Below are 25,518 nucleotides of genomic sequence, written 5' to 3'. Positions count from 1 at the left end.
AAATAAGCAGTTAAGAACCAGCAGTAAAACTAGATTTACTGCTCAAAATCCTAGAGCGAATATCAGAGCGGTAATTTTATAACAACACGCAATCAATCACGGCGATATCCAACTCTGAGCAAACTACAAGCTTTAGCCAGGGTTAGCTCATTTTCTGGAATACCCGATTCAAGTTAACCCCACCTGGGAATCGTCCCATTTAGCACCCCCTAAGAACAGCTACCAACAAAGGTTTTCGTGCAGAACATACTCCAAGCCTGAAACTCTGCAATTAACCCTAAGAATTTAACAGAGTTAGAGGAAAACATTCACCATGTTAGTTACAACTCTCAAGGGTTAAGTTGTTGCTTGAGTCAACCACTAACAGCACTCAAAGTATGATTCGCTAAGACTTCTTCTAAAAATAAGTCTCAATATTATTGAGATTTACTTTCACTTAACATCTATCAACTTAACGACAATTAATTGCTTTAGCAATAGGGTTGTTATATCAATTAATTATCAATAAACCCAAAAAACATCATTTTTACCTATTTCAGACATCCTTGTGAGTAGCAGACTGAAAGCTTGACGATTCAGCAATTAGATGCGTAGTAAAATTCATTGGCTAGTCCACCATATATATTTATCCCAAGGTTTTTAGTGGGCTGACAACTAATTAATACTCTCTAGAGACAGTAACTGTAGCAATTGTCATGGTTTAAATCTGTGTATCAAGCAAGCATACTACATCAGCATAAGTTCTGATTTGTAACCAGATAATAGACTGCTAATTGAAATAAATTCTCTACTATCTTGTGTTTTGTATTACTTCATACTATGATTAAACTCACTTAAGTTAGTTGACAATAACTATCACTAGTTGCTGTTCGTCTTCGGTAACGAGCAGGTGATTTTATTAGGTATGGGGACATCAATGAAAATAGACCAATTATTTCGCAGCCTTTTGCTGACAAGTGCGATTGTTTGTTTGATTGGCACTGCCGTTAAAGCCGAGGACGTAGAAGAAGATGGAATAGTCCAACCCTTAGCTCTCAAGGGAGAACAGTTGAGAGATGAAAAATTAACGAACAATATTCCCCAACTGAGCGAAATTAAACTACCTGGGACTAGCGCCTGGATGTTGGTACAAACACCAACCACCCCTACAAATCCAGAACCCAGCACTCAAGCTCAAGTTGTACCAATTACAGGAGTCAAAGCAACTCCCACAGATAAAGGTGTGGAGATCATTTTAGAGACTACTGCTGGAGAACAACTGCAAGTTGTCAATCGTAGTAGCGGGAATAATTTTATTGCAGATATTCTTAATGCTCAGTTGCGTTTACCATCGGGAGACACTTTCACATTTCGCTCCGATAAACCTCTGACAGAAATTACAGAAATAACAGTTACAAATATTGATGCCAATACTGTGCGCGTGACTGTGGTGGGAGACAAAGCCGCGCCGACAGTTGAGTTGTTTGATGATAATACGGGTTTGATTTTTGCTGTAGCATCGACAACAACGGCAATGCAACCCAGCGAAACAAGGCCAGCGCCAGAACAGCCAGCCAGTGAAACACCATCAGAAACTCCTTCAGAAACTCCATCAGCGCCGCCGGATGAACCGATTGAGTTGGTAGTAACGGGAGAACAAGATAGATATCGTGTGCCGGAAGCGAGTACGGTGACGCGGACGGATACACCACTGCGAGATATTCCCCAATCGATTCAGATTATTCCGCAAGAAGTGTTGCGGGATCAACGGGCTGATACTTCTACTGCGCTTTTGAATGCTCCAAGTGTGCGTAACTCCGCACCTTCTAACTTTGACTCGTTAAGATTGCGAGTGCGAGGATTCTTGAGCCAACCTAATCTTGATGGCATTAGAGAAGGTACAACAAATGGTGTAGGCGCTAACATTGGGCCTGATCTGACAGGAATTGAAAGAATCGAAGTTTTGCAAGGGCCAAACTCGGTTTTATTCGGGACAACATCTCCAGGGGGAACAGTCAACTTTGTTTCAAAACAGCCTTTACCAGATCCTTACTATTTTGTTGAAGCAACTGTAGGTAGTTTTGACTTTTATCGTGGTGAGATTGATTTGTCTGGGCCATTGGATGAAGATAAGAAGGCTCTATATCGGCTGAACGCATCTTATCGCAATCAAGGGTTTTTCACTGACCGCAGCCAAACTAGAAACTTAGTAGTTGCGCCTGTTTTAAATCTGGCACTGGGTGAGAATACAAATTTGAGTATTCAAGCAACTTACAAGTATCTAGAGCAAGAAGACTACAATTTGGGCTTACCTGCGCGGGGAACAATCTTGGCAAATCCTAATGGTGATATATCCCGGAGCCTGATTACAAATGAAGGCGAACTGGATGTGACAAATGCCAGGATTGGATATCGCTTAGAGCATAAGTTTAATGAGAATTGGTCGATTAATAATACTTTTCGATATGGATACGTTAACTATGATGCTTCTGGGGTCAATATCGGAACTCGACTTTTAGCTGATAATCGGACACTCCTGAGAACATCCAACGATTTCAATGATCGGTATCGTGACTATAGGTTGACGACGAATGTAATTGGTAAGTTTGAGACTGGTTCAATCAAGCATCAATTACTATTTGGTGTCGATTTAGGCAGGCTAAACAATACCTTAAAATTTACAGGCAGATCAGGCGCTCCCATCGATATCTTTAATCCTGTTTACAGTCAAGCGCGTGGAGATGTGACATTTGAACTAGATACCAAGACGGTAACTGACGAGCTTGGGATTGTCTTACAAGATCAAGTAGCGATCGCAGACAATTTAAAGCTACTCGTAAGCGGCCGATTTGATGTCTTCACCCAAACTGACCAAGATTTTCTCGCTAATACAGAAACCAGTCAAACTGTCAGTGCTTGGAGTCCCCGTGTGGGCATTGTCTATCAGCCAATCCAGCCGATTTCTCTATATGCCAACTATAGTCGCTCCTTTGAACCAGCAATTGGTAGAGCCTTTGATGGTAGGGAATTTGAACCTACCAGGGGTACACAGTATGAGGTTGGGATCAAAGCAGATTTGAATAGTCGGCTTTCAACTACCCTAGCTTTTTATGACATTACCCAATCGAATGTTTTAACTGACGATCCCGATAATGTCGGCTTTTCGATTCAAACCGGAGAACAGCGCAGCCAAGGTCTAGAATTCAGCATTGCTGGGGAAATTTTACCGGGATGGAATGTCTTTGCTAGTTATGCCTACAATGATGCTCGTGTGACAGCAGATAATAGCATTCCTGTTGGCAATCGCGTACTTCAGACCACTCCTCATGCTGCTAGTTTATGGACAACCTACGAAATTCAACGAGGCAATTTGCAGGGTTTAGGCTTTGGCTTAGGATTGTTTTATGTGGGCGAGCGTGCGGGTGATACTGGGAATACATTTGAAGTCCCCAGCTATGTAACAACTAATGCTGCTGTCTTTTACAAACAAGACGGATTCCGTGCGGCAATCAATATTAGAAACCTCTTTGACGTAAACTATTTTGAAAATTCTTTCAATAGTTTACGAGTCTCCTATGGTGAGCCATTGACAGTTCAAGGAACTATTTCTTGGACTTTTTGATAATTGAATTTGTCAAAACTCAGGAGTCAGAATGTTGGGAAATTGAGTCAAATTCTGCTCAATGCTGATTGTAATTCTGAATTCTGACTCCTGAATTTTAATTACTTCTGAAGATGTTTACTCATCTTGTGGTATTCAACGAAAATTTATGAAATTGATTTCACGTCACTTTATTGCTCTATTTTTATGCGGGATTTTGATATGTACACTGGTTTGGGCTGTTAGTCAAAGTGTCATTCCAAAAGTCAGCAATTCCAACTCTTTGCAAAAAAGTGTCCCATGTCGAGTAGTTCAGCATGTCAAGGGAGAAAGTTGTATTCCCCTCAACCCAAAACGAATTGTTACCTTAGATTTTAATAGTTTTGCTGCTGTTCTAGCTTTAGATGTCAAGCCGATCGCAACTTGGATCACCAATGAAATCGAGAGTGACTTTGATTACTTTCAAGGAAAAGCAGATGGAGTAGAAATCATTCGCAGTTCCAGTGGTCAAATTAATTTAGAAACACTGCTCTTGCTACGTCCTGACTTAATTATAGTTGTGTCTCAACCATTCTTTAATAGAATTTATCAATATACTTCCAAAATTGCACCTACAGTAGTTTTACCTTGGATAGAAACTAAAGGAAATTGGCAACAACATATCCAAGATGTAGCAAATATTCTGCAAAGAACGCAGACAGCTACAGAATTGATGGGTGAATATAATCAACGGATTAATAACTTAAAGCAGATAATTAATCATGAGCAGCAAGAACTTCGGATATCATTTGCTTATGTGGCGGCTGGGCAATTAGTAATTACTCGGAAACAATCTTTTGCTGGCAAAATTTTGGCTGATATTGGCATATTAAATCCAATTTTTGCAGAATCAGGTGACTTGGATTTAGCCATCTCCGAGGAACTTTTACCTAAGATTGACAGTGATATTTTATTTATTGCGCCTCTACGCAAAGATGATAACTCTGTAATTCAGAAACTACAACAAAAACCTATATGGTCGAAACTCAAAGCTGTGCAGCAAAATCAAGTATATTTAGTAGATTTTTCTGTCTGGCGCGGATTAAATATTCTGGCTGCTTATGAGGTACTTGATGAGCTTTATCAATATATCTTAAAAATGAGTAAATTTGCTTTATAAGATTTATTCTGTTATACCAATCCTATGTGATTTGTAAAAATTGAGAGGCTCAGATCCCCGACTTCTCAAAGAAGTCGGGGATCTCGTTGTTCACAAATGATTTAGGACTGCTATAGTGAATGTAAAAATTCAAGAGTCAGAATATTGAATGATTAGTTGGATTTTTATCAATCAATAAATTAACCCTACTGGATTACTTTTAAATTCTGAGTAATAATTCAGGATTCAGAAGGTTAAAGAATTAGGATAAGATTGGGTCAATGAATATCCTAGTTACATAACAGTCCTGATAAATTCTGAATTCTGACTCCTGGGTGCTGAATTCTTACAATTCTGATTCTGGATTTTTACAAACATATTAAACAGGTATTTCAATAATAAACTCAGTACCTTGACCAAGGATAGAATGACAACTTAATTGTCCTTTGTGAGTTTGTTCAACAATTTGTTTTGCTATAGCCAAACCTAAACCTGTACCTTTACCTACTGGTTTAGTAGTATATAAATGGTCAAATATTTTTTGTTTAACCGCTTCACTCATCCCTTTAGCATTATCAGCAATGGAGATTTTTACATAGTGATTATTGATTGATGTAGTAATTTTAATACTGTTGGGATTAGCTTGAATTTCTGCAAAACTGCGTCCTTGACTGGATTCATCTAAAGCATCAATGGCATTAGCCAATATATTCATAAATACCTGATTCAGTTGACCCGGAAAACATTCAACTTCAGGCAAATTATCATAGTTATTAATTACGATAATTGCCGGACGTTGTTCGTTTGCTTTGAGGCGATGTTGGAGAATTAAAATAGTGCTATCAATGCCTTGGTGGATATTAAAAGATTGTTTGGTGTCGCTATCCGCACGCGAAAAAATTCGCAGACTTTGACTGATGGATGTAATGCGATCGCCTCCATCTTTCATCGCCCGAATGAGTTTGGGTAAATCTTCTCGGAGGTAATCTAAATCGACTGCTGTCAGTTCATCTTCAATTTCTGCACCAGGTTGGGGGAATGTCTGTGCATAGAGATCGATAATACCTAATAAGTCATTCAGATAATCTTGCACTGCATCGACATTGCCCACAATTGCGCTGATCGGATTATTGATTTCATGGGCTACCCCAGCGATGAGATTACCCAAGGCAGACATTTTTTCATTTTGAATCAGTTGCAGTTGAGATGCTTCTAGTTCTGCTGCTTTTTGGGTGACTTGGGCTGCAAGGTTTTTGGTGAGTTGAGATAGTTGCAAATGGGTACTAACTCTTGCCAAAACTTCTTTTTCATAGAAGGGCTTGACTATATAATCTACGGCTCCTAGTTCTAATGCCTTAACTTTGCTTTCACCGTCGGAAAGAGCAGTCATAAAAATGATTGGGATATGGCGGGTGCGTTCGTTGGCTTTCAACCGTTGGCAAGTTTCAAAGCCATCGATTCCCGGCATCATCACATCTAGTAAGATCAGGTCGGGAAGACGGCGTTCGATTTGTTGGAGAGCGCGATCGCCACTGGTTGCTATAGCTATATCAAAGCCTGCATCCCCCAGAGTCTCGGAAACTACCTCTAGATTGGAGGGGGTATCATCAACAATTAAAACTAAACCAGTGATGGTAGATATTGGCGGTGTGTACATCATTTTGGAAGTGTGGACGTAAATATAGTCAGCCTTTAGTCACTACTGAAGTTGGGAAATTGTTGATAGCTCAAAGTCTGATAATTCTGCTTTTAAGCAAGATACTGCTGAATGAATTGTTCCAGTTGTTCGCTTTGGAACTGTTTTGCCAGTTGAATAATTTTCTGGGTGAAGGGTTTGTATTGATGATTTTGTTGTTCCAGTTGTTCGGCTGCTGTGATCAGCTTTTTCAATCGCCCTTCCTGCACAAGTTCTAACCAAGCCTGGAGACTCTCTGGAGGGGGTGGAATTAGTTCTGTTGCTTGCTGTTCATCTGCTGATTGATCGGGAGTATCTTCTGTTTTCCAAGTGAGTTGCAGATGTTTTTCCAGCAATCTAAACAAATCATTGACTTGCACTGGTTTGGCAAGGAAATCATCGCCACCAGCATCAATACTCATTTGTTGATCGATTTGAGCAACGGAGGCGGAAGAGACAAGCACTTTGAGCGATCGCAATTGTTCCTGTTCCCGAATCCGGCGCAGCAGTTCAAAACCATCCATTACAGGCATCACTAAGTCAGTAATAACAATATCAGGGAGATGTTGCTGGAGTTTGTCTAAAGCAGCTTGTCCGTGTTCGGCTTCGGTGATGATGAATCCTAGTGGCGTTAGCAGATTCATTAAAACGGCGCGATTTTCCCAGCGATCGTCTACCACTAAAATATGCTGCTGTCGGCCTTCGTAGCCAATAATTTTACCTAGCGATGCTGTCTGCTGTTGACTCCAATCACTGGCTAAAGGCAGAACAATCTCAAAAGAAAATTCGCTACCCGCATCAAGCTGACTCTTGACTTTAATTTGTCCACCCATTAACTGTACAAGCTGTTGGCTAATGGCTAATCCCAGCCCTGTACCTTCGACTTTCCGCTTTTGATCTCCTACTTGTTCAAAGGTTTGGAAGAGTTTATTGATATCTGCGGTGGCAATCCCCACTCCAGTATCGACAATGCTAAAGCGCAGTTTAGTGCTATTGTCGGAATCTTGTCCAATGCGGTGAACTTGTAGTGTGACACTACCGCGATCGGTAAACTTAATGCCGTTACCTAGTAAGTTAATCAAAACTTGGCGCAGGCGTTTTTCATCAGCACTAATACCCAAGGGCAAATCAGCATCCGGTTCGTAGTGAAACTCAATGCCTTTCTGCTGCGCCCGAATTTGGCAAATTTCCACCACACCTTGCAAAAAAGACGGTAAGTGAAAAGCTTGGGGCGCAAGTTCCAGTTTTCGTGCTTCGATTTTGGAAAGATCCAAAATATCGTTAATCAGTGTCAGCAAATGAGTCCCGCACTGGTGGATAATGTTGACTCCCTGACGTTCCTTTTCTGGTAAGGCTTTGGAACGTCCGAGAATTTGGGCATAGCCAAGAATCCCATTCAACGGCGTGCGGAGTTCATGACTCATGTTGGCAAGAAATTCACTTTTGGCATTGTTGGCACTGTCAGCAATTTCTTTGGCTGCATCGGCTAAGGCTTTTGATTGTTTGAGTTGGGCTTGTTCTGTAGATTGGACATAAACCAACACCCCAATTAATGCCCCTGCCAAGGCTAAGACTGCAAAAGCGATGATATCGAGGAGTTTTAGCTGAGATTCAATATTTTCGCGGGGAATTACTAGTGCTACCGACCAGTTAGCTTCTTTGAGGGGGAGAAACGCTACATATTTAACAGTTTTGTCGATGTTGACTAATTCTATACCTTGTTGGCGATTGACCATCTTTTTGGCGATCGCAGCTAAACCCGGATCTGTCGCATCAATCAATTTGATCCCTGGTTTTTCAATCGTAGTCATGAAGTCAGGGTTAGGATGGATGATGGCTTGTCCGGCGGAGTTGAGGGTAAAAGCATAGCTATTGTTGCCGTATTTGAGTTTTTCTGTGACATCCTTGATGCGATCGACAGCAACACTACCATGCACTACGCCGATGGGGGGACTCGATGGATTACCATCTTTGCGGATAGGAACGGAGATAGGAACTGATGACACACCATTCGCTCTCGCAATCATGGGATCGCCGACATGAACATAGCCAGCGATCGACCTTTGAAACCAGCGTCTATCTGTAACACTTGCCCGCTTACTATTGGGGACTGTACTCTCTCGCCATCCATCTGGTGTGGTTAAACCAAACAGGGAAAAATCCTCAAGTCGCTCGTCTTCTGCCTTTAAATATTTACTAGCGATCGACCAATCCACGGAGCGCACTAAATCCGTGTTCGCCAACATATCAACTCTCACCTTGAGAATTGCCAGCCAGTGATCAATCTCATCTCCACTCTGTTTCACCTCTGACAGCACTTGATTCTTGAGATTGCCGAGCATAACACTTCGCAGGGTTTGATAGCTAAAATAAGCACCAACAACTACAAATAAAGTAGTACCACCCACAATGACCTTAGCTAACAAGCTGCGCGAAGCTTTACCAGATTTGGCGCTGAGGGGCGAATCTCCGACAGGTTTTTTCCCTGATGAGGAAGATTGCCAGAACGATAAGACGGACATAGGCATCTGTAACAGATTCAAGATAGATAATTTATGATGCCCATTTGTGAAGCAAGATAACCAAGACCCTGCGGGGAGGAAAGTATGATGAGTTATGAGTAAGGAGTTATGAGTGGATTATTTTTGATTTTTCTTTCAATTTGTTGATTGAGGTTTTTAATATCTTAATAATTCTTTCATTCTCTTATATCAGATTTTTACATTTTGATTTTGACACCAACTCAGATTTTATCCAATAAAGGGTTTCATTTAAATTTTAAAAATATTCCAATACAGGAATTTCAATGATAAACTCTGCCCCCTCTCCTGGTGCGGAAATACAACTTAATTGACCGCCATGTTTTTCTACCACAATCGAATAACTAGTTGATAGCCCTAAACCTGTACCACGACCTACACATTTTGTAGTGAAGAATGGGTTAAATATTTGAGACTGTACAGACTTACTAATTCCTATCCCGTTGTCTTTAATCTTGATCACTGCCTTTTTGTCATTGATCAACTCAGTTTGGATGATAATTTGAGGATTGGGATTCATCTCTAGCGCATCAATGGCGTTATTAATGATATTCATTAACACTTGATTAAGAGCAGAAGCATAACAATTAACTAAAGGTAATTTCCCATATTTTTTAATTACTTGAATCTCTGGATGTTGGCTATTCATCTGAAATCTATGCTGTAAAATCAACAGCGTACTATCAATACCAGTGTGGATATCTACTGGTTTTATTTCTGCTTCATCCAAACGGGCAAAGTTTCGCAGTGACTGTACAATTTCACTAATACGGCTTGCTCCTATTTTCATGGATGACAGAAGATTCTGTAAATCTGGAATGAGAAACTCTAGTTCAACATCGGCGATTTTATTAGCAATCTCTGGCAATGGTTGGGGATAAAGTTGCTGATATAAGTTATTTAATTCAATTAAGGATTCTACATATTCACTGGCTGGTTGTAAGTTACCATAAATAAAGTTAACTGGATTATTAATTTCATGGGCAATTCCAGCAACTAATTGTCCTAAGCTAGACATTTTTTCAGCTTGAATGAGTTGGGATTGAGTTGAGTAAAGTTGATTGAGTGTTAATTCTAGCTGAGTAGCTTTGGCTGTTAATTCTTGGGTACGTTCTGCTACTTTTTGTTCGAGATTGTGGGAATAATCTGCTAATTGACGATATAGGTTGGCGTTTTCTAGAGAAATTGCGGCTTGAGTACAGAGTAAGTTGAGAATTTCAATGCGTTCGCTGGTAAATGCGCCCATTGTTAAGTTATTTTCTAAGTATAAAATGCCAATCAATTTGCCTTGTTTGAGGATTGGCGCACAGAAAATACTCTTGGGTGCATGGTGCAGAATATAAGGATCGGCAAGCAAAGTTGGCTCGACTATGGCATTGGCAATTACAGTGACAGCCAGCGTATTTTTCACCCGATTAATTAAAGTAACTGGGACTATTTTCTCAAAGGGTAAAGAGCGTAAAACAATGGCAGGTTTTTGAAATTGAGATAATGCTTCAATTACCCAAGAATCATCTTTTGGCATCAGTAATGCACATTTATCGGCTCCGGCATTTTCGAGGATTACTTGAAGTAAAGTTGAGAGTAATTTATCTAACTCAATTTCACTCGATAAAGATTGAAATGCTTTGAGAATAGTTGCTAAATCGAGGGCTTGTGAAAGGCTAGTATTGCTCAGAGAGGAACTTTGGATGGTGTGAGAGGAGATAGAAATGATTGTTTCTGTTGGTTTGAAAGTCGGTTGTTGTTTGTGCAGAATTGCTAGAAGTAGTTGGGGATAACGGGTTTCTAAATCGATAACTTTGGCTTTTGCACCCCACCGCGCATAACAGTAATAAGACTCCATCATGTAGGTTTGGGCGATTTTTTCTTTGCCCCAATCAAGATAAAATTTGGCAGCTAATTCGTTGGCTAAGGCTTCTTCGTTGAGAAATTTGTGAGTTTTCGCCAGGGTAATGGCTTGTTCGTAATGTTCTATCGCCGCTAATTTATCACCAGTAACTCGTAATTTTTCCGCCTCTACTAAATGCCATTTATGTAAATGATTCATGGGAGCATCTTGCGCCCACTGGTGCAGAATATTTTGATGGGTTTCTACCTCGGTGAGCATTTCTTCTGGTGCTGCGGTAATAACTGCGAGGTGGGTGAGGGCTGCATAGAAATGGAACAGGGGAACTAAAAACATTCCTGATACTGCCATTAAATAGAACTTAAATTGGGTGATATATTCGAGGGCAGCGTGATAATTGCCAAAAGAGTAGGCAAGTAGCAGTTTGTAGTTGTACGTAAAAGCGAACGCCGTGAGATCCCTATCCTGTTCATGCTTCGGGAACATTACCGTTTCATCATAGAAAGTGCCAATTAAGCAATCGGGTTGGCTCACTTTTTCTCTAAATTGGGCCACTGTTTGCTGTATCATATCCAGATAAACTCGCGCCGAATCTTGCTTAAATTGAGCTAGAGCAGCACTGTAAGCAGTTAATTCAGCCGCCAAAGCGTTCAGTTCAGAACCTGTGAACAACCCTCCAAAGGCATACCCTTGTATGCTATAGCCAGCGTACAGGAAATCGCCCGTTTCCATCCCCGCCCGATAGCTTTCTTTCTGGATGATTAGCGTTTTCAACAGTGCTTGTCGGCGATGGTGGATGAAAGCCCCAAACAGATTAAGAGTGATGCACTTCATACCTTGAGCATTCAACTTTTCTAGTAAGGAGAGGGATAATTTACCAAATTCATAACCGATTTCGACTTCGCTAAAAAAGGCACACATCACCATCCCATGAATTGCATAGCCAGGGATGGAGGCGGGAGTATTGCCAAACTCTAGGGATAAGCGTACCATTGTTGCGCCGAGAATGGGCATTAAACCAGGCATTCCCAGTAACACTGGTGGAAACAACATACTTAATATCTGGATTGCAGCTTGAGCTTGAGGTTCACTCATCAGAGGTAAGTCAATCAGGGCAGCAATTTCTCGTCCTTGGAGTTGCTGGTTAACTGCTGCTAAAGCTTTGCCAATGTAAGTTTCGTCTACTTGGCTGGGTAATTCAACTCCCAATTGGGCTAGAGCTTCTCTGCCGACTGCGATCGCTGCTAATATTTGACTACTTGCTGTTAATGCGGCAATTTGAATTTCGTAGATTTTAACTTTGTCAACAATGCTCTGTGCCTGCTGCAATACTACGGCTGCAAGTTGTTCCATACCATTAAAATCACCATTCAAATAACTGGCTTCCGTTGCAGCTATATATAAATTCAAAGCTAATTCATACTGACTTTGCCAACAATTAACCTCTAATAAGTCAATACCAGTCTGAAAGTATTCTCTAGCGGCGGTGTAAGCGGTTGAATGTCGGGCTTTATTCCCAGCTTGCAAGTTAAGTTCTGCTAAAGCTTCTCGTTCCTGTGGTTGATTAATTAATGCTTGTCCTTGGTTTAAATGTCCCACAATATCAAACAGTTTTTCTTCTCGTTCTATGGCGGCAGAATTTTGCAGCAGTAACTGTCCAATCTTGAGATGTGTGACTTGCTTGTTGTCATCAGGAATCAGGGAATAAGCTGCTTGTTGAACTCGGTCATGTAAAAAGCGATAAACTGGATTAGCTGCTGCATAAATACCAGAAATATATTCATATTGAACAAAGAATTTATAAATCTCTGTATTGGGAACGATTAATCCTGCTTGCAAAGCTTTCCATAAATCTGCCGCCGTTGTTTCTGGTGTTTGTTCCGAAATAATTGCCAATGTCTGCAAATCAAACTGCGCCCCAATACAAGCTGCTAACTTGAGAATATTTTGAGTTTGCTGGGGAAACTTCTGCAATTGCAGTGACATAAATTCTACTACATCATCAGTAATTGCTAAAGCTTTCACTTGAGCAATATCACACTGCCAATGACGATATTCCAAGTCAAATGTAATCAAGTTTTCGTTATTTAAGGCTTTGAGAAACTGGGTAGCAAAAAAAGGATTACCTTTAGTTTTTTGATAGATTAATGTTGTCAAAGGTTGGGCAAGTGATGATTCACAATTTAGTGTATCTGCAACTAAATGATTGAGATTAGTTTCGCTTAAGGCTTGGAGGATAATTTTATTGATAACTGCGCCTGTTTTTTTTAGCTCATCTACAGTCAAGATAAATGGGTGAGTTGGTGATACTTCATTATCTCGATATGCTCCCAAGAGCAATAAATGTTTTGTATCTTGCATCAACAATTGTAGCGATTTCAGTGATGCGGAGTCTGCCCATTGCAAATCATCTAAAAATATCACTAAGGGATGTTCTGGATGAGTGAAAACTTTCACAAACTTTTGCAATAGCAAATTAAATCTATTTTCCGCAGCAGTTCCTGATAGTTCTGTAGCAGGTTCTTGTGCGCCAATAATGCGTTCTAATTCGGGAATGACATCAATTAAAACTTGTCCGTTTTCGCCGACAACTTCTAAAATTTTGATTTTCCAAGTTTGCAATTGTGCATTTGATTCTGAGAGTAATTGCCCCATTAAATCACGGAATGCTTGCACAAAGGCACTGAAGGGAATATTCCGTTGAAATTGGTCATATTTACCTTTGATAAAATAGCCACGTTGGCGGACAATTGGTTTATGTACTTCGTTGATTACTGCTGTTTTACCAATTCCAGAGAAACCAGCGACAAGCATCATTTCGGTTACACCTTGGCTTACTCTATCAAATGCTTGGAGTAGAGTTTTTACTTCTGTTTCTCTGCCATAAAGTTGATCAGGAATGATGAAGCGATCGCACACATCCCGACTAGCAATTTCAAAGCTTTGAATCTCACCAGTTTCTTTTAGCTGCTGTAAACATTTTTCTAAATCAAATTTCAGCCCCAATGCGCTTTGATATCTATCTTCGGCGTTTTTCGCCATCAATTTCATCACAATCTTGGAAATAACTTGGGGAATATCTTTTCTGTTTCCTAATCCCGTCGGTGTTTTGGCAATATGACAATGTAATAATTCCATTGCATCATCAGATACAAATGGCAATTCACCTGTGAGTAATTCATAAAAAGTTACACCCAAGGCATAAAAATCTGTGCGATAATCAACCCCGCGATTCATTCTCCCAGTTTGTTCTGGAGAAATGTAAGCAAGTGTTCCTTCTAATACGTTGGGATTAACTAGGGTTTGAGTTTCTCGTGGTAATAAAGATGCAATACTAAAGTCAATTAACTTAACTTGTTTAGTTGTGGAGTTAATTAAGATATTTCTGGGTTTAATATCTTTATGAATAATCCGATTTTTGTAAAGTGTATCTAAGATATTACAGAGGGCGATCGCTATTTGCAAAAATTCCTCAAAAAATTCACCGCTTATTCCCTTTCGCCATTCGGTTAAGGAAATTCCCCCAAAATCTTCCATCACCAAAACATAGCTATTTTGAAACTGTTCCAGACTATAAGTTTGAATAATTCCAGGATGATTGAGATTTTTAGCTATTGTATACTGGTTGCGAAATTGGACAATTTCACTAAAACTGGGGTAAGGATTTCTCAGGAGTTTCAGGACTACAGGTAAATTGTCAGTTTTTCTGAACGCTCGGTAAACTAAAGTTCTGAACCCATCATAGATTTGCTCACTAACTACATATCCGGGAATACTAAATTGAGTTGCAGCCATACTACTTTTAGTCGAGAAAACTTCTAAACGTAGTATTCCCATGTATAGAAGTTAATTGATACTAGGAGCAAAATTTACCTTGAAATTGCCACAATAACCGTAAAATCAACCACTAAAACCATAAGCATGACAACACAAGATGCAAGACAATCAGCCCCAGCTACCGAGCGCAATCGCCAACCAATTCTCGAAGTACTGTTAAAAGTATTACCTAAAAGTGGAACAGTCTTGGAAATTGCCAGTGGTACAGGTGAACACGCAATTTATTTTGCATCGCAACTCAGAAATGTGATGTGGCTACCAACAGATGTCAGTCCCCAAGCCAGAGCAAGTATAGTTGCTTGGACTGAACACTATGGATGTCAAAATGTTTATCCACCATTGGAACTGGATGCTAAAGAAGCTGTGTGGGTGCTAGAGCAAGAAACAACAACCCAATTGCTAAATAATTCGCCCATTGTCGCCATCGTCAATATTAATATGATTCACATTTCACCTTGGTCAGCTTGTTTAGGACTGATGGCAGGGGCGAATCGTATTTTACCTGTGGGTGGTATTTTATATTTATACGGCCCTTTTAAACAAGGTGGAGAACATACAGCCCCAAGTAATGCTGCTTTTGATGAATATTTACGTTCCCAAAACCCAGAATGGGGTGTGCGTAACTTGGATGATGTTATAGCCGTCGCTCAAACCGAGCATCTTGTCCTGAAACAGATTTACGAAATGCCAGCTAATAATCTCTCCGTAGTTTTTGAACGGAAGTAATACATATAAAGTAGCATCTCGACTTACCTCGACTTCTTCTGACGGAGACGCTGCGCGAACGCTCGGTACAAGTCGCTCGGCGACCGGAAGCAGAGGAGCAGAGGACGTGATTTGTATCAGTAATTTCGTGAATTGGTATGACATCATATCCGCTTAATCAATTAAAATCACTTGAGCTAATCGACGTACCCCCTCTTGTATTTTCTGATGACTGAGTTCAGCATATCCAAAGATAAATTCACTACCAGGGCTATCTTTTAAATATTGGGGAGATGCTGCCCCTATATTCACTCCAGCCAGAGCAGCACGCTGAACTATTTCATCATCACTGAGTTTAGTGTTGAACTTGACCATTAAGTGCATTCCGGCATTTTCTCCTAGGATTTTGATTTTGTCGCCAAAATGGTCAAATAAAGACTGTACCAAACTTTGCCTGCGTCCGTCGTAAAGCGATCGCATCCGTCTAATATGTCGTTCTAAATGTCCTTCGGTAATAAAATCTGTCAAGGCATATTGTTCTAATAAACTGCATTGCCGATCTGCTAACCATTTCCCACGGGCAAATATTGGTACTAAATCTGGAGGTAAAACTAAGTAACCCAGACGTAAGGCCGGAAATAAAACTTTAGAAAATGTCCCCACATAAATGACTGAGTTACCTTGGTCTAATCCTTGCAATGCGGGAATCGGTCGTTTACCATAACGATACTCGCTATCATAGTCATCTTCAATAATCATTACCCCTGATTTTTTTGCCCAAGCTAGTAACTCTAACCTGCGAGTCAGCGATAGTGTCGCACCTGTGGGAAATTGATGTGATGGGGTGACATAAACAAGCTTAATGTTAGGAATTATACCTGTTGTTAAATGATGGACAATTAATCCTGACTGATCTACAGCTACAGGAAATAAATTAGCTCCTTGCCCTAAAAAAGCTCGTCTAGCACTTAAATATCCTGGATCTTCCACTGCTATGCAATCACCAGGGTTAATTAATATACGAGTAATTAAATCAATCCCCTGTTGTGAACCACCGACAATTATGATTTGCTCAGAGTTACATTTCACGGCTCTGGAGCGAGATAGATAAGCTGCGATCGCCTCCCGCAAAAGTTGATAACCCTGTGAATTGTAAGTATAATCAAGCACTGACTTACTAGACTGACAATGGCGAGATAAGAGCTTACGCCACAACTTAATCGGAAACTCATCAAAAGCTGGTCGTCCATAACTAAAGCTAATCTCGACATCTGCTTCAGGAATGTGTAAAAATTTACCCTGACTCAACCTTTCGCCATAGGTTGATAAGGATATGGGACGCGGATTTGCTGGTAATTTTAGTGGAATAGGTGTGGTGTTGAGTAAATCATCAGGGAGTTGACGACAGACAAAAGTTCCCGAACCAACACTGGTTTCTAGATAACCTTCACTCAGAAGCATTTCATAACTTTGGGTAACGGTGGCGCGAGAAACACCAAGTAATTGAGCCAGCACACGAGTTGAAGGTAGTTTTTCTCCTGGAGTTAATCTCCCTGTAAGAATTGCCTGACGAATTTCTGTATAAACTTGGCGATGTAAAGGTAAAGCTGCTTGGGAATCAATACTAATCACAAAATCCATAGGAGTATTACAAATACAGCACTTTTGAAGTAAGTGAGGTACACCATGAGTAATAAGTAATGAGTCAGAAATTTACTCATTACTTTTTCCAATCAGTTGCTGTACCTCATAAATATCGAATCTGCGGTAAGTGGACTGGTAATTTAATTGAAAAGTGGCTCTTGTATCACTCCACTTACCTGATTACTCTAACGATATAGAGTAGGAACTTTTAGTTATGCCTCAACCAAAAGCCCCCAGCCCAAGAACCACAGTTAAACGTATACCCCAAAGAGCCAACTACGAAAGCGAGACAATTTATCAAATATTAGATGAAGGATTAGTCTGTCATGTTGGTTTTATTAATGATGGACAACCTGTTGTCATTCCTACAGCCTATGGGCGGATTGAAGATACATTGTATATTCATGGTTCACCCGCTAGTCGAATGTTACGATCGCTGCAACAAGGTATTGATGTTTGCGTCACTGTAACTTTAATTGATGGGTTGGTATTAGCGCGATCGGCATTTCACCACTCCATGAATTATCGCTCAGTGGTTATTTTTGGTAAAGCAACTTTAATCGAGGATGCAGCCCAGAAATTAGCAGCCTTGCAAGCATTTACAGAACATGTCATTTTAGGAAGATGGCAGGAAGTGCGATCGCCCAATCATCAAGAATTATCTAGAACCATAGTGTTATCGTTGCCCCTGACAGAAGCCAGCGCCAAGATTCGGACTGGAGGGCCAATTGATGATGAAGTTGATTATCAAATACCCGTCTGGGCTGGGGAAATTCCCTTAAAATTGACGGCGGCTGTACCTATAAACGATGCTAAATTAGCCCCCAATATTGCAGTACCGCCTAATTTCAAAAACTATACCAGACCACAGAAACTGAACTAATGTATAGGACTAATATTTGATTTCTGAAAAAAATCAGTACACCCAGAGCAGACTTCTTTCCTACTCCCTACTCCCCATTCCCTACTCCCTGCCTACACAATTAGATTCAGGAATCAAACCGTATTCCTAATATAAGACTTAAGCACAAAGATTTTCTGTGGAAACTGGGTGTAAGGGTTTGGTATACATATAAATTCACCAAACTCTGAGTTTAAAAATCCAAACATAGGTAAGCGCCAGAGTTACAACAGTTAGCGGTAGCCCAAATCGCAAATGTTCGCCAAATGTCAGCCGATATCCTTTCTTAGCAACTGCCTCCGCTACAATCAAATTGGCAACAGAACCCAACAGCGTTAAATTTCCTGCCAGTGTGGAAGCCGCCGCTAGTAGTAGCCAAGTTTGCTTGTCAGGATGGGGAATGAGGTGATGTAGTAGCAGTACCGCCGGGACATTAGAAACAAGATTCGATAACAACACCGTGACTCCCAAAATACTCCAGGGAGTATGAACGAAAGGAGAAAACCATTCCAGCGCCCCCAATTTTTGGACACCTTCAGTTAGGATAAACAACCCACAAAACATCAATAGCAAGTCCCAGTCAACTTTTGGCAAAATTCGCGCTGGTTTGATCCGGCGTGTAACGAGTAATAATCCAGCCGCTATCAGGGTAGCTTCCGCCGTGGGAATTCCCAGCAAAAAAGCTATCAACAATCCAGTAGTAATTAATAAACTCTTGACTAACAATGGTTTGAAGGTGCGGTAGCGTGGTAGTTCAACTTTTAGATAAGGATGTAGCGATCGCACCTCTGGATATAACCACCATAACCAACCTACCTGAATTACCAAACCGATTAAAGCTAGTGGTGTCAAAGCCTTGGCAAAGTCTAGATAACTAATCCCCGAAAACGAACCAATTAAAATATTCTGTGGATTACCACTCAGGGTAGCAACAGAACCCAGATTAGTTGCACCAGCCAACGCCAACAAATAAGGAACAGGGTTGAGACTGAGTAACTGAGTGATGCCAACTACCAAAGGCGTGAGGATAAGAGCGATCGTATCATTGAGGAATAGTGCTGAGAGAAAGCCACTGCCAAAAGTTAAGACTATTAATAACCCTAATGGACTGTGGACATAACGGATAGTGTAATCAACAGCCAACTGAAAAAAACCAGAAGCCGCCAGATTAGCACTAATAATCATCATCCCAAACAAAAAGACAAGGGTTTTGTAGTCAATAGCACTCCACGCCGCAGATAAATCCAGTAATCCCAATGCCATTAAAAAAGCCGCACCCACAAGGGCGATCGTGGCACGATTCATCCGCAGCCCAGGTAAATAGCCCAGTCCTAGACCAATATAAGTCAGTAAAATTACTAAGTATCTGAGAACTATCATTGCCTACTTTCCCACCCTAGTTAACAGGGATGTAGATTGAATCCCCAGAGAGTGACTAGTACTCATCATTGGGGGTTGATTTTTTCTTCTAACTGCTTGATTCTGTAATCTTGCATCTGGTTAGAGCTTTTGATGTCATTCCGCATAATTTTGATATCGGATTTAATTTCCGAGAGCTTAGTTCCGGCGGAAAACCCACCACTAATCAAGTAAACTACAACATTGGAAGAAATAGTTAAAAGTGTGATGAACACTCCCAACATGGCTATACGTTCATTAGTTAAATTAGGTTTTTCGTTCATCTGTTCATCTTGTGTCACTGAACATAACTAATAGAAAGTGGACAATTATCACTACCATTCAGACTGATAATGCCATTAGAAGTAGTAAAAATAGCGTTAACTCTCACGTCCAAAAAATCACCAACAATCAAATTAGGAATATCAACATAACCATTTGCGCCATCAGAAGCGCCGGATATACCAGTACAAACACTTCTACCCAGTAAGCAGTAAAGAGAATTATTTTTATAAACATACAATGCAATAATTGTGGTTCCTGCCGGATTACCATTGGCGTTAAAATTAATCGAAACTCCAGCATTTAACCTATACTTACCGGGAAAACCAGAAACAACAGTAAATCTTCCTGATGTTGTATTACCTGTAGTGCTGTTATAGGCGTTATGTGTGTCTTCTTCTTTACTGTTGTAAGACAATTTAGTTAAAGAATTAGACGTTAAAACTAAATTTGCTGTCCGCCGATAACAAGCAGATGGAGTAATAACATTTGGATTACTCAGAGGCATTAAGTTAATTCTCTAATCTGTGCGTTTCCATTAACAGCATCCCAAATGCCAGAAATTGCGCCAATATAGTTAAATGGTGTTTCATAATAACCCCCTGGAAGCAATTTGGCAGTAAACGCAGTTAAAGAAGCTGTGGAACCAAGTTCAATATATAAATTAGCAGTGCTATTATTCCAAATCGTTGCACCTCTGCGATTTGAATTAGCTGCAAGCAAAGATTGACTACTAGCACTAGCGTTGACAGTTGTAGGTACTGCACTAGAACTTGATGGAATAGTTACAGTAACTTGTGATGGATTAAATAAAGCCATTATTCACTACACTCCACACAGAAAAGCTGAGAATCATTAGCAGAAACAGCAGTAATGACACCTTTGTAAAGATTGTCTAGATTGATTTCATAATTACCCCCTGGTTTAATCACAATTCCTAATCCTGGTGTTGCGATTTCAATTTCACCAAGAATAATTGTGATGTCAATTAAAGAATTATTCGTTAGTAGTGCATAAGTGCGTAATTCATTTGCTGCTAGAATTACGCTTGTATTATTGGCAGTGAGAGCTACTTCATCAGAAGTACAATTATCAAAAGATGTTGGTGCAATCACTTCTTGAGTACTAATGGAAATTGTGGTTTTACCTAAATAATAATTTGGGTAAAGTTTCAGCTTAAATCTTCCTAGTTGGGGAAACTGTAATAACTGCCTGCCAAATCTTAATATCTGAGAACTGCCAATAACAGTTTGTGAGTAGTCAATTAAAATTTGGTCGATTTTACCGCTACTCTTATAATTTCTGCTTGGGTTGGCATCTACAGAAATAATTAAATTTGATTCATTATTGAAGAGATAAGGAATGAGTATTGATTCAACTGGTTTTAAATCCAGTCTGTACTCATTCCTAAAAACTAGCCGAGTTTCAATCATCTACTTAGTAGAGAGTGAATAAGTGCGTCCATTGGGACTAACAAAACTTTGGGGTTTCTTACTAGCACCTTGCAGAAACTTTTTAATGTCCGCAATTGTGGCATCAGCCGGAACGGGAACAGAAAGATACTTGACTTTCACACCCTTTCTCGTAGCAGTATTACTTTGAGTGCCAGGTAAAGGTACTTTAACCCGCTTTGCACCAAAACTACCCCTGACAGAAACTTTAATTTCTTTTTTCCCTTTACTGCTTGCTGGTGCTTTACGAGTCACGGTAGCATCAGGTACGATTTTCAACCCCAATTTTTCAGCAACAGACCTCAACATATAAACATATTGAGATTTTGCGCCTTTACCTTGACCACTGCCAGATTTGAATAAAACTGTAGCTCTAGGGCCTAATTTACCAGCCATTTAATTACCTACCTATGAATAAATTGTGGATATTCACGAATTAGAGATAATCAATGGCATGAACAGTAACATCACCATTAGTTGCAGCCGCAGTGGTAAAAGGCATATTGGCGCTGATAGTAGCAGAGCCAGTTTCTAAATCAAACTGAACCTGTACATTATTTGGCTGGTTTTCTGCTGGTGTAACAGCTTTCTCGGCTGCTGCAAGTAAATTAGCCATTTCTAACAATGCTTCCGGCAAAGTATCAGAAGCTAAATCACCACCGCCGTTAGTAAAGTTAGAGTAGGGAGCGCCAAGGTAATCACTAGCTGTCAATTGGATTAATCCACCAGCACCAATGCTAGGTGTAACTGGAATGGTTGCAGCTACAGCAATTGTTCCTGTGTCAAAGCTCACAGTTGTAGAGATGTTTCGGCGTGGTGTCAGACCTGGGTTAGCACCATTACGAGTATTCTCAGCAGCATCCAACGCTCTACAGATTTCAAATAAAGCTGCTGGTAATTGGGTAGATTTTAAAGTTCCTGCATCGCCTGGATCAAAAGTAGACATTCTATCCTCACGGTAATAAATGTAATAGCCGTACTTGTAATCAGTCGTAGCTTTGAAATCTTGCTGAGACAAGGGAAACTGTAGAGTTACTTTCTTCGGGTCTACAGCCGAAGAAAGTAGGTCAATAAATCCGGTAGCAATGACAAGCTGGTTATTAATCGTGCTAATTGTAAAACTTGTCCTAGCTAAACTATCCGTAATTCCGCTAGGAAATTCATTAATAGCATCTTCCCAATCATCATTAATAGTATTACCTGATGGCATGGTCGCACCGTTGCTTCCATCACTACTATTGCTGTTATTATTGTTAGAGTTGTTTTTATTATTAATAAGTTTGTTGATAGGAGTTCTTGGTAAGAATATGTACCAGTTTCTTCTCCATTTGAACCCTACTTTTACCCCTTTTTTGGCTATTTTCTTAACTAATTGAAGTAAATAAACATCGGAGTAATGCAGTAGTTTAGCAAAAGTTTGTAATTTTATTGCCATCCTACCATTAACCATGAAAACAGCGTCAAATTCTAAAGCTTTATTCATTTCTTCCTCAACTTTTTAGACCATGCTGGAGCATCATCTTTTTGCCCATTGGGGAAGAATTGCATTAGTGTAGGAGTTACAGAAACCTCTTTTCTTTTAGCGTTTGAGTCTGTAACTGTTGGGGGGTTAATACCTTCTAAATATTTTGGTTCAACGTATGCTTTTAAAGCATTAATAACTCTTAAGCATTCTGGTTTTGATTTACACCAAACAATAATTTTTGAGTTGTCATTTAGCTCTTGCACGCCTAAAAAAGAACCTTTTTCATAATTAGGGAATTTTGGCTCATGATTCTGCCCGTAGCGGTAGTGTGGTAGTAATAATGTCCACCTTGTTCTACCAATTTTGCCGTTACCTTTATTCTCAGCATATTGAATTGCTAATTGTGGTTTTTGTCCGCTACGAGTCGGCCAGTGATCTGGCACTGAGAGAAAAGCTTCAAATTCTTTATTTTTCGCTAAACAAAGTTCTTCATTCGCTTTGTATAACTCTTCATATTCCGAAATTATGGTTTTTGAATTATTGGCAGTTCCAGATTTATTTGCGATCGCTGTCACAGTGGTATTAACTCGTTTTGGTTTCCAACTACCATCAGGCTGCTGTTCACATACACAAGTAGGAACCTGAATACTTACAAACTTCACATCTGCATCCTCTCCTGGCAAGCCATCTTTCCCGTCTACACCATTGCGTCCATTTAAACCATTGCGACCGTCTACACCGTCACGCCCATTCACCCCGTAGCCGTTTTTACCGTCAACGCCGTTTCTACCATCAACACCGTTTTGACCGTTGAGTCCAGGACGACCGTCAACGCCATTTCTGCCATCTGTACCGTTACGACCATTTAGCCCATTTCTGCCGTCAATGCCGTTGCGACCATTTAACCCGGTTCTACCGTCAACGCCGTTTCTACCATCTGTGCCGTTGCGACCATTTAACCCATTTCTGCCATCTGTACCGTTGCGACCGTTTAACCCGGTTCTACCATCAACGCCATTTCTACCATCTGTACCGTTGCGACCGTTTAACCCGGTTCTACCGTCAACGCCGTTACGTCCGTTAGTTCCTGGTAAACCTCGTAAACCGGGACGACCATCTAAACCGTTACGCCCGTCTCGCCCAGGACGACCATCAACACCGTTTCGCGGTATAGGGTAAGGTTTTAAGACTGCATCAACGCCGTTACGACCGTCTCGCCCGTCTCGCCCGTCCCGCCCAGGACGACCAGCTAAACCATTTTGACCATTTCGACCATGAATAACGATTGGTGCTGGTGCGGGACGGTAAATATATTCAAATTTGTTTTCGACCTTGACTCGTTCTAGTGTGATGGTTGTCACTTGTCCATCTTGACCATTACGACCGTCAACGCCGTTTCTTCCTGGTTGACCGTCACGACCATTACGACCGTCAACGCCGTTTCTTCCTGGCTGGCCGTCACTGCCATTACGACCGTCAACGCCGTTTCTTCCTGGTTGAGCATCTTGACCGTTACGACCATCAACGCCATTCCGCCCATCACGTCCGGGCAGTCCTGGTCTACCGTCACTACCCGGAAGTCCGCGCAGTCCATCACGTCCGGGCAGTCCTGGTCTACCGTCTCTACCAGGAAGTCCGCGCAGTCCGTCACGTCCGGGTAGTCCGCGTCTACCGTCATTACCGGGAAGTCCGCGCAGTCCGTCACGTCCTAGTCGTCCGTCAACGCCGTTACGTCCATCACGTCCCGGTCGTCCGTCATTACCGTTACGCCCGTCACGTCCCGGCGGGCCACCCCGACCAACTTGACCACGTAGGGCATTCACGCCAAGTTGCAAGGCATTAACAGTATCTTCGAGTGATAATTGCCCCTGCTGAATTTGCTGGACTAAATGCTTCAAAAACAGCAACGAATCTATCAACTCAAGAATGGTACTGATTTTATCAAGTAAACCAGCTATCTTACCGAGAGCGTCGCTGGCTTTAGCTACTGCACCCGCCGCCGCACTAGCAGCAGCACCCGCCGCCGCCATTGCTGCCGCCGCTAATGCCGCCGCCGCGGCCGCCGCTACCAAAATCGCTTTGAGTTCTTTGAGTTCGGCGCGTACATTCTCTACTCCTGCTAATGCTTTATAGGCATTTGCATCAGCTAGGTAAGCGGTTTTTAGTGCTTCTTTTGCTAATCTACGAGCGTATTCATCAACAGGGTTAGATTTTAAATTGGCTATTCTGGCAACTTCCGCACGTAAAGCGGCCAATTCGCTCTTAATCTCAGAACAGCAATCACTCATTATTTAACGTTCCTTAAATTTGCTGTGATGCTTGCAATTGAATTTTGAATTTCATCACAGGGAAGACAGCAGTAAGTACCATTGGCGTTTTTGCACCGCATCCAACCATCAGGACAACACGGGGCAAGATTAACAACGTTAAAGCTTTGTATTGCATAGCCACCAAGCCAACCGCCGCCTAGTCTTGTCTCACCGTCAGCATGGGTAAGAATAAAATCGCCGCCATTGAGGTAGTAATTGTAGCCACCACGAAAACAACCAACCGGGTAATAGCTATAAGGTATGGCGGCACTACCGTTATATGAGTAGGGTATGTCTACTCTGATTTCCCAACCTGCCATTAATAGTTATTTGGGTCAATTTCGTCGCTGTCGTCAGGTTTAGCAAGGTTAATTGTTAAAACGTCAACTCGGTAAGAATCCTGGTTAGGGCCTCGAAATGTAAAATTTGAGAATCCTCTTTCGATGAAAACTGATTGGTCTAAGTTTTCATCAAAGTTACTTTGTGTTAGTGCTTGCTTTGCTTTTACATTTATTCCTGATAGCAAACTTTCCGCCGTGTTGTTTTCTTGTGGTGTCAATCCTGGTAAGTCAGATTTGTAAATAGTAATTGTATTAGCGTCTTGTATTGCGTTTGCACCGAATACTTCTTGTAGTGTTGGTTCTGCCATACGGATTTTTGATTAGTAAATAAATCCGTTCTAACCAGAATATAAAAAATCGTAAATCTACTTCTTTTACCTAAAAGATGTAGATTTACTGATTA

The 25,518-nt window shown here is 40.9% G+C and carries 18 protein-coding genes; 4 read left to right on the top strand and 14 right to left on the bottom strand.

Annotated features, from left to right (window positions below; genetic code table 11):
* Positions 1-916 precede the first annotated feature (916 nt).
* A complete protein-coding gene (locus tag H6G79_RS09175; RefSeq protein WP_190588359.1) occupies positions 917-3,601 on the top strand; it encodes a TonB-dependent siderophore receptor in 2,685 nt (894 codons plus the stop codon).
* A 148-nt stretch (positions 3,602-3,749) separates the two neighbouring features.
* On the top strand, positions 3,750-4,739 hold the full coding sequence (locus H6G79_RS09170; RefSeq protein WP_190588360.1) for an iron-siderophore ABC transporter substrate-binding protein: 990 nt from the start codon (positions 3,750-3,752) through the stop codon (positions 4,737-4,739).
* 358 nt (positions 4,740-5,097) lie between these two features.
* Here H6G79_RS09170 and H6G79_RS09165 read toward each other — a convergent pair whose 3' ends face one another.
* From H6G79_RS09165 to H6G79_RS09155, 3 genes are all read right to left on the bottom strand, one after another.
* Positions 5,098-6,378, bottom strand: a complete 1,281-nt coding sequence (locus H6G79_RS09165) for a sensor histidine kinase (RefSeq protein WP_190588361.1) — start codon at positions 6,376-6,378, stop codon at positions 5,098-5,100.
* Positions 6,379-6,467: 89 nt separating this feature from the next.
* On the bottom strand, positions 6,468-8,915 hold the full coding sequence (locus H6G79_RS09160) for an ATP-binding protein (RefSeq protein WP_396019791.1): 2,448 nt from the start codon (positions 8,913-8,915) through the stop codon (positions 6,468-6,470).
* Between the two features lie 256 nt (positions 8,916-9,171).
* A complete protein-coding gene (locus tag H6G79_RS09155) occupies positions 9,172-14,577 on the bottom strand; it encodes an ATP-binding sensor histidine kinase (protein WP_190588588.1) in 5,406 nt (1,801 codons plus the stop codon).
* A gap of 126 nt (positions 14,578-14,703) precedes the next feature.
* Between H6G79_RS09155 and H6G79_RS09150 the strand changes: the two genes are divergently transcribed.
* Positions 14,704-15,345 carry a DUF938 domain-containing protein gene (locus H6G79_RS09150; RefSeq protein WP_190588363.1) on the top strand — a complete coding sequence of 214 codons (642 nt, stop codon included), beginning with the start codon at positions 14,704-14,706 and terminating at the stop codon, positions 15,343-15,345.
* 153 nt (positions 15,346-15,498) lie between these two features.
* Here the strand turns inward: H6G79_RS09150 and H6G79_RS09145 are convergent, their stop codons facing one another.
* Entirely contained in the window at positions 15,499-16,965 is a 1,467-nt protein-coding gene (locus H6G79_RS09145; RefSeq protein ID WP_190588364.1) for a PLP-dependent aminotransferase family protein, read from the bottom strand.
* A 217-nt stretch (positions 16,966-17,182) separates the two neighbouring features.
* Between H6G79_RS09145 and H6G79_RS09140 the strand changes: the two genes are divergently transcribed.
* Positions 17,183-17,851: a pyridoxamine 5'-phosphate oxidase family protein gene (locus tag H6G79_RS09140; protein ID WP_190588365.1), complete on the top strand. Its 669-nt coding sequence runs from the start codon at positions 17,183-17,185 to the stop codon at positions 17,849-17,851.
* A 195-nt stretch (positions 17,852-18,046) separates the two neighbouring features.
* Here the strand turns inward: H6G79_RS09140 and H6G79_RS09135 are convergent, their stop codons facing one another.
* The 10 genes from H6G79_RS09135 to H6G79_RS09090 form a co-directional block, all read right to left on the bottom strand.
* Positions 18,047-19,249, bottom strand: coding sequence for an anion transporter (locus tag H6G79_RS09135; protein WP_190588366.1), 1,203 nt, complete (start codon positions 19,247-19,249; stop codon positions 18,047-18,049).
* Between the two features lie 65 nt (positions 19,250-19,314).
* Positions 19,315-19,551: a hypothetical protein gene (locus H6G79_RS09130; protein ID WP_190586848.1), complete on the bottom strand. Its 237-nt coding sequence runs from the start codon at positions 19,549-19,551 to the stop codon at positions 19,315-19,317.
* 14 nt (positions 19,552-19,565) lie between these two features.
* Complete coding sequence (locus H6G79_RS09125; protein WP_190586846.1) at positions 19,566-20,057, bottom strand: hypothetical protein; 492 nt, start codon at positions 20,055-20,057, stop codon at positions 19,566-19,568.
* Positions 20,057-20,368 (bottom strand): hypothetical protein, encoded by a 312-nt coding sequence (locus H6G79_RS09120; RefSeq protein WP_190586844.1) that lies wholly within the window; start codon positions 20,366-20,368, stop codon positions 20,057-20,059. Before H6G79_RS09120 ends, H6G79_RS09125 begins: the two co-directional genes overlap by 1 nt.
* The gene (locus H6G79_RS09115; protein WP_190586842.1) at positions 20,368-20,982 is read right to left on the bottom strand and encodes a hypothetical protein; all 615 of its coding nucleotides are present in this window, start codon (positions 20,980-20,982) and stop codon (positions 20,368-20,370) included. Before H6G79_RS09115 ends, H6G79_RS09120 begins: the two co-directional genes overlap by 1 nt.
* A complete protein-coding gene (locus H6G79_RS09110) occupies positions 20,983-21,396 on the bottom strand; it encodes a hypothetical protein (RefSeq protein WP_190586840.1) in 414 nt (137 codons plus the stop codon). It lies immediately after the preceding gene.
* Positions 21,397-21,436: 40 nt separating this feature from the next.
* Positions 21,437-22,483 carry a hypothetical protein gene (locus tag H6G79_RS09105; RefSeq protein ID WP_190586838.1) on the bottom strand — a complete coding sequence of 349 codons (1,047 nt, stop codon included), beginning with the start codon at positions 22,481-22,483 and terminating at the stop codon, positions 21,437-21,439.
* Positions 22,480-24,753 (bottom strand): collagen-like protein, encoded by a 2,274-nt coding sequence (locus H6G79_RS09100; protein ID WP_190588368.1) that lies wholly within the window; start codon positions 24,751-24,753, stop codon positions 22,480-22,482. Before H6G79_RS09100 ends, H6G79_RS09105 begins: the two co-directional genes overlap by 4 nt.
* The gene (locus tag H6G79_RS09095) at positions 24,753-25,094 is read right to left on the bottom strand and encodes a hypothetical protein (protein WP_190588369.1); all 342 of its coding nucleotides are present in this window, start codon (positions 25,092-25,094) and stop codon (positions 24,753-24,755) included. Before H6G79_RS09095 ends, H6G79_RS09100 begins: the two co-directional genes overlap by 1 nt.
* A complete protein-coding gene (locus H6G79_RS09090; RefSeq protein ID WP_190588370.1) occupies positions 25,094-25,423 on the bottom strand; it encodes a hypothetical protein in 330 nt (109 codons plus the stop codon). Before H6G79_RS09090 ends, H6G79_RS09095 begins: the two co-directional genes overlap by 1 nt.
* Positions 25,424-25,518: the final 95 nt, after the last annotated feature.

Origin of the sequence: Anabaena sp. FACHB-83 (genome assembly GCF_014697485.1) — a bacterium.
Taxonomy (GTDB): domain Bacteria; phylum Cyanobacteriota; class Cyanobacteriia; order Cyanobacteriales; family Nostocaceae; genus Nostoc_B.
Note: the sequence above shows the minus strand (reverse complement) of the source record. Positions and strands in the feature narration are given on the sequence as shown.